The sequence below is a fragment of the Algoriphagus pacificus genome, assembly GCF_017254845.1.
In the GTDB taxonomy this organism is placed as follows: domain Bacteria; phylum Bacteroidota; class Bacteroidia; order Cytophagales; family Cyclobacteriaceae; genus Algoriphagus; species Algoriphagus pacificus.
Genome location: NZ_JAFKCU010000003.1, coordinates 37,475 through 54,815 on the forward strand (window position 1 = coordinate 37,475; position 17,341 = coordinate 54,815).

Below are 17,341 nucleotides of genomic sequence, written 5' to 3' on the forward strand. Positions count from 1 at the left end.
ATTTCATCTAGAAGAAGATTTTACCATAAGACATTACAAGGTATGCAATCAAATATTGGATTGATAGTAGAAGAAAGAGCCACCAATATTGGAAATTTTATGGTGGGTCGACTCTTGCCTTTTAGGGAGAAAAGAGCAGTTGGGCCTTTTGTTTTTATAGACCATATGGGACCTGCCTGTCTGGAAGAATACCAGAACGTGGATGTTCCCCCTCATCCTCATATTGGAATTTCCACTTTGACCTATCTTTTTGATGGAGCTATATTTCATAATGATAGTCTAGGCAATGCGGTTGAGATTAAACCCGGGGAAGTGAACTGGATGACTGCGGGAAAGGGGGTGGTTCACTCTGAAAGGACACCCGAATATCTAAGGAAACAGGATAAATTTTTACATGGTTTCCAAATCTGGATTGGGCTACCAAAAGAGATGGAAAAGTCCGAACCTTCCTTTTTCCATTATGACAAATCGGAAATCCCTAATTGGGAGGAAGATGGAATCAACTATAAATTGATTGCAGGAGAAATCGAAGGGAAAAAGTCACCTGTTCAGGTTCATAGTCCATTATATTTTCTAGAAATCAAGACAAAAGAAGCCCAAAAAATCAACATAGGAGAGAGGCTATTTGGGGAAGTTGGGATGTATGTTTTGTCTGGAACTGTGAAGGTGGAGGGAAATGAATACGGAACAAAACAATTGCTGATTGCTAAAAACCCATCTTTATGTGAATTTGAAACGAATGGTGAAACGGTCATTTACCTTTTCGGTGGAGAGCCTTTTCCTGAGGAAAGGTTTATGTTTTGGAATTTTGTGAGTTCGGATAAAGACCTCTTGGAAAAAGCAAAGGAAAACTGGAAAGCCCAGAATCTGGAAGCTTTCCCAAAAATACCCGGAGATGACAAGGAATTTGTACCTCTTCCTGAGCCTCCTTTCAAGTCAAAAAAATAGAATAAACAAATCATCTTTTTTGAAAATTGGATTTGCAGTAGGCTCATTTAAACTGCTTGCAATAGCTTTTTTAATTTTTATTCTTGAGGAAAGAAACAGTGCTGATAATTGAATTTCTCTAATAAATATTGTATTTTACTCAGCATGAGATAGTTATACATAGGGCTATCATTTTTCTTTTTTACCACTCAACCAAATTCAAAAATGAAAAATCAATCAGCTTTTATTCGGAAGATCTTTGAAAAATCTTCCTCTTTCGCCTTTCTCTCAATGCTCTTTTTTCTTGTATCCTGTGGAAATGAATCCAAAGTTGAGGAAGAAGAAGTCATGGAAGAAGTTCCGGCAAGTACGATGGATGTTGTGACGTTAAACATGGATTTTCAGGCTCCAGATACCATTCCATCTGGATGGGTGACATGGGTTTATCAGAACAAATCCGCCCAACCCCATTTCATTTTAATTGATGATTACATTGATACGATTACTGTGGTCGAATTTAGAGACGAGCTGCTTCCAGCTTTTGGGGAAGGGATTTCGAAGTTATACGAAGGTAAAAATGATGAGGCAATGGCCGCTTTCGGTAAAATCCCTGAATGGTATAGTGGAACCACTTGGCCAGGGGGAGTGGGATTAACATCGCCAGGGATCACTTCTGAAACAACCCTTAATCTTAAGCCCGGCTATTATGTTATGGAATGCTATGTGAAAATGGAAGGAGGGATGTTCCATACCAATATGGGAATGTACAAGGAGCTCATTGTTTCGGAAGAGGTATCTCCTTTAGCTGAGCCAACTGCGGATTACAGCATTTCTATTTCCAGTGAAACCGGGATTGATTTTGTTGCTCCTGAAAAAGCAGGAACTTATACTTTTCAGGTGAATTTCATAGATCAAAAGAGCTACGAACATTTCCAGGGACATGATGTGAATCTGGTTAAAATTGATGATTCAGGGAATATGGAAGCATTGGAAACCTGGATGAATTGGCTGGAACTTGAAGGCTTGATAGACCCCGTTCCGGAAGGTTTTACCTTTATGGGTGGAGTAAATGATATGCCTGCAGGGAGCAAAGGATATTTTAAAGTAAACCTAGAGCCTGGCAAATATGCTTTGATCTCTGAAGTGCCAAGTGCATCCAGTAAAAACCTTCTTAAAGTATTCGAAGTGACTCCTTAATAAGCTTAAGTTTTGATTCTACCAATTGCTCAAAGTGTGGTGTCTCTTGCACTAAAAGGTAAAGAAAGCTGATAAAAACTGCCTTCTAGGTTCCGCTAAGAATCAAATTAGGCTTTAGCATAGCCTTTGTACTTGTACTAAAGAACTTATCTCAACATATATGAAAACTGAAAGTCATCATCTGGTTCAAAGTCTAAAAAGGATAACAGAGTATTCCGAGGGGCTTACGTCCTTACTTGCCGGAACCTATACCTTATCCCTTGCTTTGACTAAGGGAAATGTAGCTGTTAGAATAGCTTTGGGGTTGGCTGGAGGATATTTGATTCTGAGAAGTGGGAGCAAATTGCATTCTTTGACTCAGGAGCCTAAAGTTTACAAAATCGAGAAAAAGGAAAATAAATTACCATAAATTTTTTTCCATATAAGGCAACTTTCTAAACCAACATAAAAACCAATAATGCTAGCTAATTATTGGTTTTTTTTTGCCCAAAAATCAATTGCATCTGGAGCTGGATTTTGTGATTCTCAAAATATGTCTTAGTTTGACAATTATCTGATATGAATCATTTTGAATGAATTTTGTTGGATATTGTGAGGGTTTACTTAGAATTGATCTCTTTTTGAGATTTCAAAAATCTTGATGAAAGGTAAAGTAAGGTTCTAATTCTGGCTATACCTTGTAGCTAATTTGCAATTATAAGGTAGGTAAAGCCAGTAAATGTAAACGAATAGTTAAAGCAGCGCATTTTGCCTAATTGATTTGCCTGTCAGTAAATAGTATCTAATACCCTTAGTAAACGTTTTTATGAACGACAAATTGACAATATTTTACGCTGATGATGATCCTGATGATCAGGATTTCTTCAAGATCATTGTTGACCTGATCAGTGAAAAATATGAAGTAATGACACACATGGACGGGCTTCAATTGCTGGACGCTTTGGAAAACCCGCCACCAAGCCCATATTTGGTTTTTCTGGATATCAATATGCCTCGTATGAATGGCATTGAGGTTTTAAAGAAAGTGCGCCAGTCAGAGAAATACGGTAATCTTCCGATTATCATTTTCTCTACCTCAAAGGATGGCTCAGTGATCCAGGAAACCATGGAACTAGGAGCAAATTACTATGTGCCTAAATCAGCCGGTTTTAAAGAATTGAAAAAGTCTATTGAGCATTCCCTACAGATCAACTGGGAAACTTTTGTGCCCGATTCCAATACATTTTTATACAAAGACAATTAACCCGGGCTTATAATCAGAATCCAATGAAATTTTCTGAAAAACTTAAGCAAGCTACCGCTGTAGCACATAGTCAATTGGAAGATCAGGAAATTTCTAAGGCCTTACTCTCCAAGGAAATTTCTCTGAAGGATTATTGTACTTACTTACAGCTTATGCAGGGACTTTTGCAATCTGCAGAAAATCAGGTATTTCCTTTGTTATCCAATCAGTTAAAATCTAACTCTTCCAGGAAGAAAGCCTACTTAATCCAAGAAGATCTAAATTTCTTAGGATGGAAAGAAGAATCCCTTAAGGAACCGCAAGTCTACTTTGATCAGGAATATTCAGAAGCATTTGCCTTTGGGATAGCCTATGTTTTTGAAGGTTCTACACTTGGAGGGAGAATGATTTATAAGCATGTAGAGGATAAACTGGCTTTGACTGCTAATTCGGGAGCTTCTTATTTCTTTGGGTATGGAGAGAAAACCGGTATGATGTGGAAGGAATTTCTGGAAGCCTTAAATTCCTTTGAATCCGAAAACCAACAAGGAGATGCCATAATAGCCGGAGCGAAGCACGCCTTTTTGAAGATTAAAGATACATTTCAATCTGCAGCCCACCTCGTATGAAAATCAGGGATATCGTCAATAGGGAAATTGTTAACCTTACTAATTGTGAGCAAGAACCTATTCATATTCCTGGAAGCATACAGCCCCATGGATTTTTGCTGGGCCTAAAATCGGGAACCTTTATTATTGATTATTGCAGCGAAAATGTCTCTGACTATATATCCAAATCCCATGCTGACTTACTTGGGAAGGGATTTCAGGAGATTTTCGGCAATGATGCTCAGCAAGCATTGGAAAATTACATTTCCAAAGACCGCATGCTTTCTTCCTTACTCTTGAAAGTAGAATTAGAGAAGCAGCTTTTCGTCTGTACGGTTCATCTCTCTGATGGGATTTATATTTTAGAGGCTGAGCCATCTAGCGAAGAGCATAAAAAAGCAAACGAGGTTTACGATCATACCACTCAGTTTTTGACTTATCTGAATGGAAGTAATACCATGAAAGATCTCTGTCAATTAGTGGCCGAAGGTACCAGAGAAGTAACTGGCTATGATCGGGTGATGATTTACCGATTTGATGAGCATTACAACGGGGAGGTTTTTGCTGAAAGTTGCCGGGAAGATTTAGAGCCCTTTCTAGGATTGCACTATCCCCATACAGATATTCCTGCCCAGGCAAGGGAGTTGTATCTAAAGAATTTGCTTCGCTTAATTACAGACATCGATTACAGTCCTGTACCTATTTATACCTTGGATGATCAAGAGGGTAAGAATCTTGATTTGAGTCTTTCCATCTTAAGAAGTACTTCACCCATCCATGTGAAATACCTACAAAATATGGGTGTAGGAGCTACCTTGACCATTTCTTTGATTCATAAGAACAAGCTTTGGGGCTTGATTGCCTGTCACCATTATTCCAAAAAGAACCTTAGCCCGGATATCAGGCTTGCCGCCCAGCTGCAAGGCCATTTTATTACTTCACAGATTGATTTGAGACAGTCCAGTGAGGAATATGAGGTTTCCCGAAAAGTGAATTTGGCCTACGATCGACTGAGCATGTTTGAATTATCAGTTGATGGAGAGGAAAAATTTAAGGAGCTGGTGTCCCATCCAGAGATCTTGAATATCTGCAATGCTACAGGAGTTGCATTGATTATTGATGAAGAGGTTTACAGCCATGGGCATGTTCCAAGTGAAAAAGACATCCTTTTTCTGACAGATTTTCTGGCAGAGAAATCCAATAACACAAGTTTTCATACCAATAAGTTGCTGGATATTTTGCCTGATCATCCGGAACTGAGCAAACAAACACCTGGTGTGATTTTCCATTCCCTGGACATAGAAGGGATTAATTGTATCATCTGGTTTAGACCTGAAACGAAAACAGAAGTAAACTGGGCAGGAGATCCTTCTAAGTCCATAATCAAGGACAAAAATGGATTGTCTCCTAGAAATTCCTTTGAGCTTTGGAAGGAGGTCGTCAACTACTCTTCAAAAAATTGGTTACAACCCGAACTTGATACTGCAGCGGCATATTCCTATAGTTTGCAGCGACAGATCAGCTTGATTTTGGTAGCCAAAGAGGAAGAGAAATATAGAAAGCTGAGTGAGCTTCTAAGTGAAACGAACGCAGAGCTAGAGAATATCAACTGGATAAGTTCGCATGACCTGCAGGAACCCTTGAGGAAAATTCAATTGATTTCTTCCATGCTAATCAATGAGGAAGAGCTTTCTCCCTCCGTCGGTAAAATGATGAATAAGCTGAATCTTTCTGCGGAAAGAATGCAGGCTTTGCTTTCAGACTTGTTGAAATTCAATAAGGTAAAATACAATACAGAGCCATTTGTAGAAGTAGATGTCTCAGCATTGATTCAGGAGTTGAAAGAGGAATTTCAGGAAAATTACGACTTCGATATTCAATTCGAAATTGGAGAACTCCCAAAGCTCACTGGAGAAAGATTTATGCTTCGTCAGCTTTTTTCCAATATCATCCGCAATTCCATCAAATACAGAAGTTTGGATAAATCTCCTATGATCAAAATTTCCTCCCCGGAATCAATAGACTGGGAAGATCAAGAAGCTGAGATGGAATATCATTACCTGATTTTTGAGGATAATGGAATTGGCTTTGATCAGAAATACTCCAAGTCAGTCTTCAATATTTTTACCCGACTTCATGGTAATTCAGAATACACCGGATCAGGGATGGGATTGGCTTTATGCAAAAAAATCATGCAGCATCATAAAGGGAATATCAAAGCTGAAAGTCAGGAGGGAGTAGGAACTAAGATATTTCTTGCCTTTCCCAAAATAGCTTAATCATTCTCTTTTTTAAAGACTTTCATCGTTTACCTCATCGAAGGAAAAATGTCCTATTGAACTCTTGGGGTTTTATTTTTTCTTTTTTGAGCAAAAATCAAGAAGGTGATTTTGTTCCTTTTGCCATTTTCAAAAATATCCTTGTATTTTTCTACCAGAGTTTTTTGACAATCAACCCATCATGAAAAGAAATACAAACCTAGGATGCATCCTTTTTTTCAGCCTTGCAATTTTAATTTCTTGCAAACCCTCAGATACTGAGGAAACAAACAAGTCCTCGAATAAACCGAATATCGTTTTCATTTACCTCGACGATTTGGGTTATGGGGACGTAAGTGCCTACAGCGCAGGAACTCTACAGACACCGAATTTTGATCGCTTGGCAAACGGAGGGGTGCGCTTTACTAGAGGCTATGCTTCTTCTGCTACCTGTACTCCAAGTAGGTATGCGATTCTTACCGGAACTTACCCTTGGAGAAATGAAAATGCGAAAATTCTTCCAGGCACAGCCCCACTTTTGATTGATACCGCACAAATGACGGTTCCAAAAATGCTGAAAGAGGCAGGATATGCTACCGGAGTTGTTGGCAAATGGCATTTGGGTCTAGGTATGGGGAATGTGGACTGGAATCAAGAAATCTCTCCCGGTCCAAATCAGGTAGGCTTTGATTATTCTTATATCATGGCAGCAACTCAGGACCGGGTACCCACGGTTTACATAGAAAATGGAAATGTCGTTGGTTTGGATCCTCAAGATCCAATTCAGGTGAGTTATCAGGAGAATTTTGAAGGAGAGCCTACCGCAATCAGTAATCCTGAAATGCTTACGATGAAATGGCATCATGGGCATAACAATAGCATTGTGAATGGCATTCCTAGAATAGGCTTTATGAAAGGTGGAGAAGCAGCAAAATGGTCGGATATAGATATGGCAGATCATTTTCTGGAAAAAGCAAAGGCATATGTCCGAGCCGAATCTAAAAATGAAACTCCCTTCTTTTTATACTATGCCATGCAGCAGCCTCATGTTCCTCGAACTCCCCATCCTAGATTTGTTGGGGCATCTGGAATGGGGCCAAGAGGTGATGCTATTTTAGAAGCCGATTGGATGGTTGGAGAGTTTTTGAAAGAATTGGAATCCCTAGGGATTCTGGAAAATACCCTCATCATCTTCTCCAGTGATAATGGACCGGTATTAAACGACGGCTATTACGATGATGCGGTAGAGAAATTGGGAGATCATACTCCTGCAGGTCCTTTCCGCGGTGGAAAATACTCTTTGTTTGAAGCAGGAACTCGTCTGCCTTTTATTTCCTATTGGGAAGGAACAATTCAGCCTAGCGTTTCGGATGCCATGATCACGCAGATTGACCTTTTTGCATCTTTAGCAGCTTTGGTCGGGTCTAATGCGCAAGCCAGAGATAGTGAAGACCTCTTGGATGTTTTGATGGGAAAAAGTCAGGAGGGAAGAGAGGAGTTTGTGCTCGAGGCAACAAGCCGAACAGCCTATAGAAATGGGGATTGGGTGATGATTCCACCTTATCCAGGTCCAGAAGTACAGACTAGTGTCAATATTGAGCTCGGAAATCTGAAAGCCTATCAATTATACAATCTCAAAGAAGATCCTTCCCAAGAAAACAATCTGGCAGAAACCAATCCTGATAAATTGACGGAAATGGTAAATGGCTTTAAAGCCATCCGAGGAGAAAATAGCAATCAATTGGAGGCATTGGAACTGAAATAAGAATAGACGATTTGCTAATTCTTATCCTTAAAGCTCACTGCTATTTAGATCATTTTGGAGCAGTTTAAATTCTTGCTTTTCCCTTAATCAAATATTCTCAATTGAAAATTAGCTGATTAGGTCAATTGGCTTTTGGTTTATATCTTGTAAATGGATGATTGTTCTATAAAATTCTTAGAATGATGATCTGTCCCAAAGCATCATTTGTCTCTTGATTACGGTATCCTGCACAGGCTACAGGATGGATAAAATGATGATACAATTATTTTTGGATACAAGAAACCTTAAAATAACCCCTATGAAAAAAGAAGAATCTCGGAGAACTTTTATTAAAAAAACTGCCGTCGCAGGGACTGCAGCTTTAATTGCGCCTACCATCATTCCAGCTTCGGCCTTTGGAGCCAATGATAGAATCAATGCAGCTGTGTTGGGGATAAACGGAAGGGGGAATTCGCATATTCAGGGGTTTATGGCGCAAAAGGACGTTCAGGTGACTACCCTTTGTGATCCTGATATGAATCTGTTGCGAGACAGACAGAAGTCATTTAAAGAGAAATACAACATGGATGTGGCTTTGGAACAAGACCTCAGACGCGTCATGGACAATAAAGATATTGATGTAATCAGTTTAGCCACACCAAACCACTGGCATGCCTTGGCAACTATCTGGGCCTGTCAGGCAGGAAAGGATGTCTATGTAGAAAAACCAGGTTCACATAATATCTGGGAAGGCCGAAAAATGGTGGAGGCTGCAAACAAATATGATCGAATCGTTCAGCATGGAGTTCAATTAAGGAGTTCGCCTGCCGTACAGGAAGCGATCCAATTAATGCGGGATGGATATATTGGCCGGGTTTACATGGCTCGAGGCTTGGTGTTTAGAATGCGTGGTGACATAGGAGATAAGGGATTTTCACCGGTTCCTGAAGGATTGGATTACGATCTCTGGACAGGTCCGGCACCAAAGCGTCCTTTTACTCATAACCTCGTTCATTACAATTGGCACTGGCACTGGGATTATGGAAATGGAGATGTGGGCAACCAAGGAATCCATGAAACAGACCTTTGCATGTGGGGATTGGATGTAGGCTTCCCGACGGAAATTACATCCATGGGAGGTAAATTCCTTTGGAATGACAGCAAGGAAGTTCCGGAAGTTTTGACTTCTATTTATAATTACCCAGAAGAAGGCAAGATCATTCAGTTTGAAGTGAGACCTTGGTACACCAATTCTGAGGGCGGAGCTACTGTAGGAAATATTTTCTATGGAGAAAAAGGATATATCGTCGTAGATGGATATGACAAATACCAATCATTCCTAGGTCCAGATCGTACTCCTGGCAAATCAGGAGATGATGGAGGAGTAGCAGCTACGGGTATGGACAGAGGTGCCGGAGGAACGGATGGTCACTTTGCCAATTTTATCGAAGCTGTGAGAAAGCATGATAGATCTATTCTGAACGGTCCAGTAGAAACAGCTCACCTTTCTTCAGGTTTGGCTCATTTGGGTAATATCGCATATAGACTAGGAAGAGTGCTTCATTTTGATCCGCAATCAGAGACTTTTGTCAATGATGCTGAAGCTGATAAAATGTTGACCAGAAATTACAGACCTGGATTTGAAGTGCCGGAAATAGTCTAAATATTCAAAAGCTAAAAAAAAGACCTGTTGGGGATTTCCTAACAGGTTTTTTTAGGTTGAAATCGTTTTTCCTCTAGAGTTTGTGCTGATCCTGGTAGTGCTTTCTATAATCAAAAGGTGTCATCCCTGTAGTTTTTTTGAAGAGTCGGTAGAAGTTGGAAAGCGTATTAAAGCCACATTCATAACAGATCATCTGGATGGATTGCTTGTTTTCTATCAGGGCTCTGCAAGCATTGGATATTCTTACTTCTATTACAAATTCAAAAAATGTCTTGCTGGTCATGTTTTTAAAATACCTGCAAAAGGCTGAGGTACTCAAGTTGGCCAAGGCCGAAACTTCCTTTAAATTGATATCTGAACCATAGTTGGAGAGCACATAGGAATAGATTTTATCCAAACGGTACATTTCGGTCATATTGGTTAAATGACTGTAAGCATATCCGGGAGAGATCGTCTCGTATTCATTGCTTTCTCCAAGAATCTGCAGGATTTCCAAAAGGTCGATTAAGCCTCTAAATCCAGAATCCTTTTCTAGTTTTGATAGGAGTTCCGCAACTTTATCTTTCGTATCTCCTTTGATAATTAATCCTTGTTTGGCTTTTTCGAAAAGTACAGTAAGAGATTGTGATTCAGGTATTTTTAAAAATTGTTCTCCTAGGAAATGCGGATGGAAATGAAGCACATAGGCCTCAACTTGTAGTTCAGTTCCTTCCTGAAAGTAGGCTTCCTTGCATCTCCAGGTATGTGGTAAATTTTCTCCAAGGAGGATCATATCCCCATCTGAAAAATTCCGAATGTTGTCCCCAATATACTCTGTTCCTTCTCCCTTAGTGATGTAATGGATCTCAATCTCAGGATGAAAATGCCAGATGCTTCCAAAGTTTGGTTTCTTGTCAAATCTCAGGCTAAAGGATTTGGCAGCATCAATAGGAACTTTATGAAATTGTGGCTTCATAGGTTTTTTGGAGCATCTTTATCTATTGTAAAACAGCTTTTACAATTAATAGTTGGTGTTTGTTTGCTTAATTTCCTTACTCTGCATCAAAGATTGTTGCAGAACTTTTTCAATGGTAAAATACAGGAGTATTTCGGTAAAATGAGAGAACTGCCAAGAAGCTTTTTATTTCATCTTTGTTTGATTGGCTTTTCGTAAAATGATGCAATCGCTAAAAGTTTTTGCTTTTGTCAAGCTATTCCTCATTTCATTGTATTTTGAAATAGAATCACATTACTGTTCTTGATTATTTCAATTTTGAATAGTCCAACCCAAATAATCTGAAATCACCCCATGAGAAATACTTTTCACTGTTTCCTCTTTTTGTTCTATGGTCTATTGACATCTTGTTCCCAAAAAGAATCCCAAAAGGATACCAAGGTTCCTGATGGACCTAAGGATTTTGAATTAGTAAAATATAATAATCCAGAGGCAACATCTTTTGTGGGGGTAGGACTTTGGGCTTGGCCTTTGCCAATGGATTATGATGGGGATGGAGACATGGATCTTTTGGTTTCCTGCCCTGATAAACCTTTTAACGGACTCTATTTTTTTGAAAATACCAGCGGAGAGACTTTTCCAGTCTTTGCTGCACCAGTGAGATTGGGAGATGCTATCAAAAATGTGCAAGTCTCTCATATTGCCGAAGGAGTCAAAGTTTTGGTTCCCGGAGCTGAATTGCTTGACTTCAAGAACAGTCTTGCCACACAGGAACAAGCACTTTTTGATTCAGAAGTTTTAAAGGAAGGCTTTGAAAAGGTTCGCTTCAATCAGTGGAAAATGGTTGATTATGAAGGGGACGGTGACCTTGACGTGGTGGTAGGCATAGATGATTGGGCTGATTATGGATGGGACAATGCCTTTAATGATCAAGGCGAATGGACCAATGGGCCCTTGCATGGATATGTTTTTCTCCTGGAGAATGTGAATGGCACTTATATGAATCTGGGGAGAATAAATGCGGGAGGGAAGATCTTGGATGTTTATGGAGCTCCTTCGCCCAACTTTGCCGACTTTGATGGAGATGGTGATTTGGATCTGATCTGTGGGGAGTTTTTAGATAGGTTGAGTTATTTCGAAAATATCGGCACCCGAGAAAATCCTAAGTATGCATCTGGAGTTTTTCTTTCAAATGATACCGGAATTTTGAAGATGGATCTGGAAATGATTATACCAGTGGCGGTGGATTGGGATCAGGATGGGAATGTTGACCTAGTAGTGGGAGATGAGGATGGAAGGGTTGCCTTGGTTAGAAATACCGGTAAGCTAGAGGGGCAAATACCTGTTTTTGAATCGCCAGCATATTTTAGGCAAGAGGCAGATAATTTGAAATTTGGAGCTTTGGCCACTCCAGTTAGCGTGGACTGGGATGAGGATGGAGATGAGGATCTGATCACAGGGAATTCTGCTGGTTACTTTGCTTTCATAGAAAATATAAGTGGAGGAGCCAATCCAAAATGGAAAGAACCTGTTTTGCTGGAATCCTCTGGGAAACCTATCCGAATTCAAGCAGGTGAGAATGGCTCAATCCAAGGCCCAGCAGAAGCAAAATGGGGGTATACCACACTTTCGGTCGCAGACTGGGATGGAGATGGAAGAAAAGATATTGTTTTCAATTCCATTTGGGGAAAGGTAGAATGGATCAAAAACAGCTCCTCGGGTTTGGATGCTCCCAAACCTATCAAGGTCTTAAGACAAGATGAAACAGCTAGCAATCCTGCTTGGAACTGGTGGAAGTCTGCACCTGATGAGCTGGTTACCCAATGGAGAACCACTCCTTTTGTGATCGATTGGGACCAGGATGGGATAACTGACCTGATCATGTTGGATGAGGAAGGCTATTTATCCTTTTTCCAAGGAATCCAAGAGAATGGGCAAAAAGCAATTTTACCGGGGGAAAGGATTTTTTATGGCGAGAATGCCTCCGTTTATACGAATAGAGATAAGGCTGTTAATGAGGAAGGAGGGCTTTTGAGGTTAAATAATGCGGAAGCGGGAGGAAGTGGAAGGAGAAAATTGACTATGGTGGATTGGGATCAAGATGGTGATTTGGATTTGCTCGTCAATAGCATCAATGCCACTCTCTTCGAAAATATCAGCCAAGAGCCAGAGAAGGTGGTTTTCCGCTGGAAAGGTCCTATTTCCGAAAAGGTTTTAGCAGGACATACTACAAGTCCAACTTTTGTGGACTGGAATCAGGACGGTGTCTGGGAAATCTTACTTGGAGCGGAAGACGGACACTTCTATCATTTCCAACACTAGATGTTTAATTCCCAAAAAAGCTTTGGTCTCAATTTGAATGGATTGCTTGCTGTTCCAATGGCTTTCTTTTTTCTCTTTGCCTTTCTTCTTTTTACATTCATGGGCTGCAAACCCAAAAACATGAACCAAGAAAACTCCGATAATTCTACTGATCAGAAAACTACTAAGGAAATCCAATTGACCCATGAACCCAAGGGTCATATGCTGAATCAAAGGCAAGCTTTTTCTCCAGATGATGAATCTTTGGTTTTTGATTATAGAAATGATGATTCCAAAATCGGAGAAAATGCCTCCATAGGAATTCTCAATATACTCAAGCAGGAAAGTCGGCCAGTCTATAGCTTGGAAAACCAAAGTAGTTTTGGCCCCGGTGTAGGAGCAGCTAGTTTCCACCCAAAGAAAAATCAGGTAGTTTTTATTCATGGATTAAAAAACGCTTCCGAATCGAGGCCCTACACTTTTACCCGAAGGTTTGCCTTGCTTTTGGATTTGGATGATCCTAAGAATTCTGGGCCTCTAGAAGCCAGAGATGTAGAAGCACCCTTTACCAAAGGAGCCTTGAGAGGAGGTTCGCATGCCTACTCTTTCAGTAAGGATGGCAAGTTGGTCAGCTTTACCTACAACGATGCAGTTCTGGCGGAGGAAGTCTTAGTCAATCCGAAAGTTCAGGATCTGAGAACAGTGGGAGCCTTTCTATTGGATGAACCAGTCAGTATTCTGGGAGAAAGAGATGATGAGAATTTTGATGGGAAAGCCTTTTCAGTTTTGTTGGCGGAGGTTCATTCCCAACCCGAACATGGAACCGATCAAATCAATAAGGCTTATGAGGAATGCTGGGTTGGAACTGATGGTTATACAAAACCTGATGGGAGCATTCAAAAACGGGCTTTAGCTTATCTGGGCGATATGTTTACCGCAAATGGAGAGAAAATCACTGAAGTTTTTATCTCTGATATTCCCGATGAAATTTCAGAAATGAAAGCCTCAATCAATGCTGGTAGCAAGGATGCATTTCCTTCCCTTCCCAAAGGGGTGATTCAAAGAAGACTGACTTTTACAGAAAATGAACCCTATCCTGGTATCCAAGGGCCAAGGCAATGGTTGAGGAGTTCGCCAGATGGCAGTCTTATCTATTTCTACAAAAAAGACGATTCCGGAATTGTCCAAGTCTATGCAGTTTCTCCTAATGGAGGAGAAATTAAAAGACTGACTTCCAATACGATTTCACCAGACACCTCTTTTAGCCTCAGTGCCGATGGGAAATTCTTAGCTTATGGAATTCAGGAAAAGATCTATATCGGCGATTCGAGAAGTGGAGAGGTTCAAATGATTTACTCCACAGCTTTGGATTCAACAAGCCATTTGAGCAATCTCAATTGGTCCAATTCAGGTTATCAATTAGCTTATAATAGAAAAGTAGCTGATCAGGATTCATCTTATTTTCAAATCTTTATGCTCGATTTAACAGATTTTCTATCGAATTGACATTAAAAATTACCACCCAAAAACCTAGCCTCCATGGATTTACCCATTATTGATTTAATTGTATTTTTTGTCTACATGGCTGCCATAGTACTCTTTGGCGTATCATTTTCATTCAGAAAGAGGACAGCTTTGGAATACACCACTGGAGGCGGGCGACTTCCAAGTTGGGCAATCGGGATGTCGATTTTTGCCACTTTTGTCAGTAGCATTAGCTTTTTGGCTTTGCCTGGAAATGCCTATCTATCCAATTGGAATGGCTTTGTTTTCAGTCTTTCTATACCACTGGCGGCATGGATTGCAGTTAGTTATTTCGTACCTTTATACCGAAAGCTGAAAAGTGAATCGGCTTATTATTACTTGGAAACCCGCTTTGGATCCTGGGCAAGGGTTTATGCTTCCATCTGCTATTTATTAACCCAAATGGCTAGAATGGGAGCAATCATGTATTTATTGGCTTTGCCGATGAATGCATTATTTGGATGGAGTATTCCCGTGATTATTACCTGTACTGGGATTTCAGTTATCATTTATGCTATGATGGGTGGAATAGAGGCTGTGATTTGGACAGATGCCATTCAGGGAATTATCCTGATCGGAGGAGCAGTACTTTGTCTGCTAGTGATTCTGTTTTCCATGCCAAATGGTCCCGGAGAGGTAATCAGCATTGCGGCAGAAGCAAATAAATTCAGTCTGGGGAGTTTTGATTTCAACTTTGTGGAATCCACATTTTGGCTGATTCTGATCTATGGGCTCTTTATCAATCTCCAGAATTTTGGGATTGATCAGAGTTATATTCAGCGCTATATCACGGCCAAGACCGAAAAAGAGGCGATTAAATCTACCTGGCTAGGTAGTTTATTGTATGTTCCTGTTTCCCTTTTGTTTTTCTTCATTGGTACAACTCTCTTTTCCTATTATCAGGCTTTTCCGGATTTATTACCTGCCGACCTTCAACTTCCAGAAAATGCCGACAAGGTTTTTCCATATTTCATTGTTTCCGGTTTGCCGAAAGGGGTAACAGGGATTTTGATTGCATCGATTTTCGCAGCGGGAATGAGTACTGTTTCTACCAGTATCAATAGTTCGGCAACAGTTTTTCTTTCGGATCATTACCGGAAATACATCAACAAGAACGCAACCGAAAAGCAGTCAATGCGGGTATTGTTTCTTAGCTCCTTTGTGATGGGAGGCATCAGCATCGTGGTGGCTTTGGCATTCAATGGAGTCAGCAGCGCTTTGGAAGCTTGGTGGGCGCTTTCTTCCATTTTCAGTGGAGGAATCTTAGGCTTGTTTTTATTGGGATTTATTGTGAGAAAAGCTTCCAGCAAAGCCGCAGCCATCGGGGTTCTTTGCGGTGTTTTGGTGATTGGATGGATGAGTTTGTCAGCTGTTTTGTTTCAAGGCACAGCTCTGGAAGGCTTTCAAAATACTCTTCATGCTAATTTGACCATAGTCATGGGAACCCTTACCATTTTTATTGTGGGATTTATTTTGAGCTCTTTCTTTCAGAGAAAATTTGAAAAATGAAGGAAGGTCAATAATCCAGAATAGTTATTGGTAAGGTAGACTTGGATCAGCGGCAGGATTTTCTGAAAATTTAAACTTATGTTTAGCCCTCGATTCCAATGGAAATGTTGTGAGCATATTTGGAATCAATTCTTTTAATCTCCTGACTATGAAAAAATCCCTTTTATTCCTTTCTGCTTTTGCAATCGCAGCTTATTCCTGCCAACCAAAAATTGAGTCTATCATCAATGTTGAAGAGGTGTCTAGAATCGAAAAAACACTGTCTTCTGATGATATGGAAGGAAGGATGATCTTTACTCCTGGTTTGGAGAAAGCCGCAAACTTCATCGCTGCAGAATTTGAAAAAGCAGGATTACCTTACCTAGAGGGGAGTGATTCTTATTTTCAGAGTTTTATTACCATTCAGGCAGTTCCCGAGCAGATTACAGGAACTCTTGATTCAGAGCAATTAAATCTGGAGAATGTGATTGTCAATTCAACTTCAGAAACTTTGAACCTTCAGTCATTTGAAGGCTATGAAGTTATTAGCTTGGAGAAAGACGATATTTTCAATCAAAGTATTTTTCCTTTGCTAAGAGAGAAGAAAAACCTTTTGGTCTTGATTGATCCATCTCATGCAGATAATTTCCCAAGATTGGCCAGAAGCTCTAGCAGAGCAAAATTTCCAACTGAGTTTTCTCAAATTTTTATCTTGACTTCCAATCTGGACCCATCTTCTATTCAACTGGAAGTGAAGAATACTGTGAAAAAAGAAGAATTGAAGAATGTCGTGGGAATGATTCCTGGCAAATCCAAAAAGGATGAATATGTGGTTTTCGGGGGCCATTACGATCATATAGGCATTAGAAACACTGGTTCGGACCAAGATAGTATATTCAATGGCGCCAATGATAATGCAGCAGGAACAACAGCTGTGATCATGTTGGCGAAGTATTTTCAGGAGCTGAACAATAATGAAAGAAGCTTAATCTTTGTGGCTTTTACAGCAGAAGAATCAGGTGGGTTTGGAAGCACTTATTTTTCCGAGCAATTGGATCCAGATCAGGTGGTGGCCATGTTCAACATTGAAATGATCGGGACAGAAAGCAAGTGGGGTACTAATTCTGCCTATATCACGGGTTATGAAAAAAGCAGTATGGGAGAGATTCTACAAAAGAATCTGAGCGGTTCAAAGTTTCATTTCGAGCCGGATCCATATCCTCAGCAAAACCTTTTTTACAGATCTGACAATCGAACGCTAGCGGCTTTGGGAGTTCCTGCTCATACAATCTCCACAGCCAAAATGGAAGAAGCTCCGAATGATGAGCCAAATTATCATAAGGCTAGTGATGAGTTTGAGACTTTGGACATGGTAAACATGACTGAGATCATCAAGTCAATTGCCATTAGCAGCCAAAGTATTATCAGTGGAAAAGACACGCCTACTCGGGTAGAACGCATTGATTAATTCTATC

13 protein-coding genes are annotated in these 17,341 nt (G+C 40.2%); 12 read left to right on the top strand and 1 reads right to left on the bottom strand.

Annotated elements, in window-relative coordinates; all coding sequences use genetic code 11:
• Positions 1–42: 42 nt before the first annotated feature.
• The 8 genes from J0A69_RS12695 (at position 43) to J0A69_RS12730 (ending at position 9,619) form a co-directional block, all read left to right on the top strand.
• Entirely contained in the window at positions 43–948 is a 906-nt protein-coding gene (locus J0A69_RS12695; RefSeq protein WP_206586980.1) for a pirin family protein, read from the top strand.
• Positions 949–1,152: 204 nt separating this feature from the next.
• On the top strand, positions 1,153–2,124 hold the full coding sequence (locus tag J0A69_RS12700) for a hypothetical protein (RefSeq protein WP_206586981.1): 972 nt from the start codon (positions 1,153–1,155) through the stop codon (positions 2,122–2,124).
• Positions 2,125–2,284: 160 nt separating this feature from the next.
• Positions 2,285–2,533 (top strand): hypothetical protein, encoded by a 249-nt coding sequence (locus J0A69_RS12705; RefSeq protein WP_206586982.1) that lies wholly within the window; start codon positions 2,285–2,287, stop codon positions 2,531–2,533.
• A gap of 396 nt (positions 2,534–2,929) precedes the next feature.
• Positions 2,930–3,367, top strand: a complete 438-nt coding sequence (locus tag J0A69_RS12710; protein WP_206586983.1) for a response regulator — start codon at positions 2,930–2,932, stop codon at positions 3,365–3,367.
• Positions 3,368–3,390: 23 nt separating this feature from the next.
• Positions 3,391–3,975, top strand: coding sequence for a biliverdin-producing heme oxygenase (locus J0A69_RS12715; RefSeq protein WP_206586984.1), 585 nt, complete (start codon positions 3,391–3,393; stop codon positions 3,973–3,975).
• A complete protein-coding gene (locus J0A69_RS12720; RefSeq protein ID WP_206586985.1) occupies positions 3,972–6,233 on the top strand; it encodes an ATP-binding protein in 2,262 nt (753 codons plus the stop codon). Before J0A69_RS12715 ends, J0A69_RS12720 begins: the two co-directional genes overlap by 4 nt.
• A gap of 181 nt (positions 6,234–6,414) precedes the next feature.
• Positions 6,415–7,977 (top strand): sulfatase family protein, encoded by a 1,563-nt coding sequence (locus J0A69_RS12725; RefSeq protein WP_206586986.1) that lies wholly within the window; start codon positions 6,415–6,417, stop codon positions 7,975–7,977.
• Positions 7,978–8,275: 298 nt separating this feature from the next.
• Positions 8,276–9,619: a Gfo/Idh/MocA family protein gene (locus J0A69_RS12730; protein WP_206586987.1), complete on the top strand. Its 1,344-nt coding sequence runs from the start codon at positions 8,276–8,278 to the stop codon at positions 9,617–9,619.
• A gap of 73 nt (positions 9,620–9,692) precedes the next feature.
• Here J0A69_RS12730 and J0A69_RS12735 read toward each other — a convergent pair whose 3' ends face one another.
• Positions 9,693–10,574, bottom strand: coding sequence for an AraC family transcriptional regulator (locus J0A69_RS12735; protein ID WP_206586988.1), 882 nt, complete (start codon positions 10,572–10,574; stop codon positions 9,693–9,695).
• A gap of 333 nt (positions 10,575–10,907) precedes the next feature.
• Between J0A69_RS12735 and J0A69_RS12740 the strand changes: the two genes are divergently transcribed.
• From J0A69_RS12740 to J0A69_RS12755, 4 genes are all read left to right on the top strand, one after another.
• Positions 10,908–12,875 carry an FG-GAP repeat domain-containing protein gene (locus J0A69_RS12740; protein ID WP_206586989.1) on the top strand — a complete coding sequence of 656 codons (1,968 nt, stop codon included), beginning with the start codon at positions 10,908–10,910 and terminating at the stop codon, positions 12,873–12,875.
• Positions 12,876–12,995: 120 nt separating this feature from the next.
• On the top strand, positions 12,996–14,360 hold the full coding sequence (locus J0A69_RS12745) for a DUF3748 domain-containing protein (RefSeq protein ID WP_206586990.1): 1,365 nt from the start codon (positions 12,996–12,998) through the stop codon (positions 14,358–14,360).
• A 33-nt stretch (positions 14,361–14,393) separates the two neighbouring features.
• Positions 14,394–15,887, top strand: coding sequence for a sodium:solute symporter (locus J0A69_RS12750; RefSeq protein WP_206586991.1), 1,494 nt, complete (start codon positions 14,394–14,396; stop codon positions 15,885–15,887).
• Between the two features lie 148 nt (positions 15,888–16,035).
• The gene (locus J0A69_RS12755; protein ID WP_206586992.1) at positions 16,036–17,334 is read left to right on the top strand and encodes a M28 family peptidase; all 1,299 of its coding nucleotides are present in this window, start codon (positions 16,036–16,038) and stop codon (positions 17,332–17,334) included.
• Positions 17,335–17,341: the final 7 nt, after the last annotated feature.

Bases quoted from the DNA above. Each gene is read 5' to 3' on its own strand.
- J0A69_RS12695 (WP_206586980.1), top strand. From the start codon at position 43: ATGCAATCAAATATTGGATTGATAGTAGAAGAAAGAGCCACCAATATT.
- J0A69_RS12700 (WP_206586981.1), top strand. From the start codon at position 1,153: ATGAAAAATCAATCAGCTTTTATTCGGAAGATCTTTGAAAAATCTTCC.
- J0A69_RS12705 (WP_206586982.1), top strand. From the start codon at position 2,285: ATGAAAACTGAAAGTCATCATCTGGTTCAAAGTCTAAAAAGGATAACA.
- J0A69_RS12710 (WP_206586983.1), top strand. From the start codon at position 2,930: ATGAACGACAAATTGACAATATTTTACGCTGATGATGATCCTGATGAT.
- J0A69_RS12715 (WP_206586984.1), top strand. From the start codon at position 3,391: ATGAAATTTTCTGAAAAACTTAAGCAAGCTACCGCTGTAGCACATAGT.
- J0A69_RS12720 (WP_206586985.1), top strand. From the start codon at position 3,972: ATGAAAATCAGGGATATCGTCAATAGGGAAATTGTTAACCTTACTAAT.
- J0A69_RS12725 (WP_206586986.1), top strand. From the start codon at position 6,415: ATGAAAAGAAATACAAACCTAGGATGCATCCTTTTTTTCAGCCTTGCA.
- J0A69_RS12730 (WP_206586987.1), top strand. From the start codon at position 8,276: ATGAAAAAAGAAGAATCTCGGAGAACTTTTATTAAAAAAACTGCCGTC.
- J0A69_RS12735 (WP_206586988.1), bottom strand. From the start codon at position 10,574: ATGAAGCCACAATTTCATAAAGTTCCTATTGATGCTGCCAAATCCTTT.
- J0A69_RS12740 (WP_206586989.1), top strand. From the start codon at position 10,908: ATGAGAAATACTTTTCACTGTTTCCTCTTTTTGTTCTATGGTCTATTG.
- J0A69_RS12745 (WP_206586990.1), top strand. From the start codon at position 12,996: ATGAACCAAGAAAACTCCGATAATTCTACTGATCAGAAAACTACTAAG.
- J0A69_RS12750 (WP_206586991.1), top strand. From the start codon at position 14,394: ATGGATTTACCCATTATTGATTTAATTGTATTTTTTGTCTACATGGCT.
- J0A69_RS12755 (WP_206586992.1), top strand. From the start codon at position 16,036: ATGAAAAAATCCCTTTTATTCCTTTCTGCTTTTGCAATCGCAGCTTAT.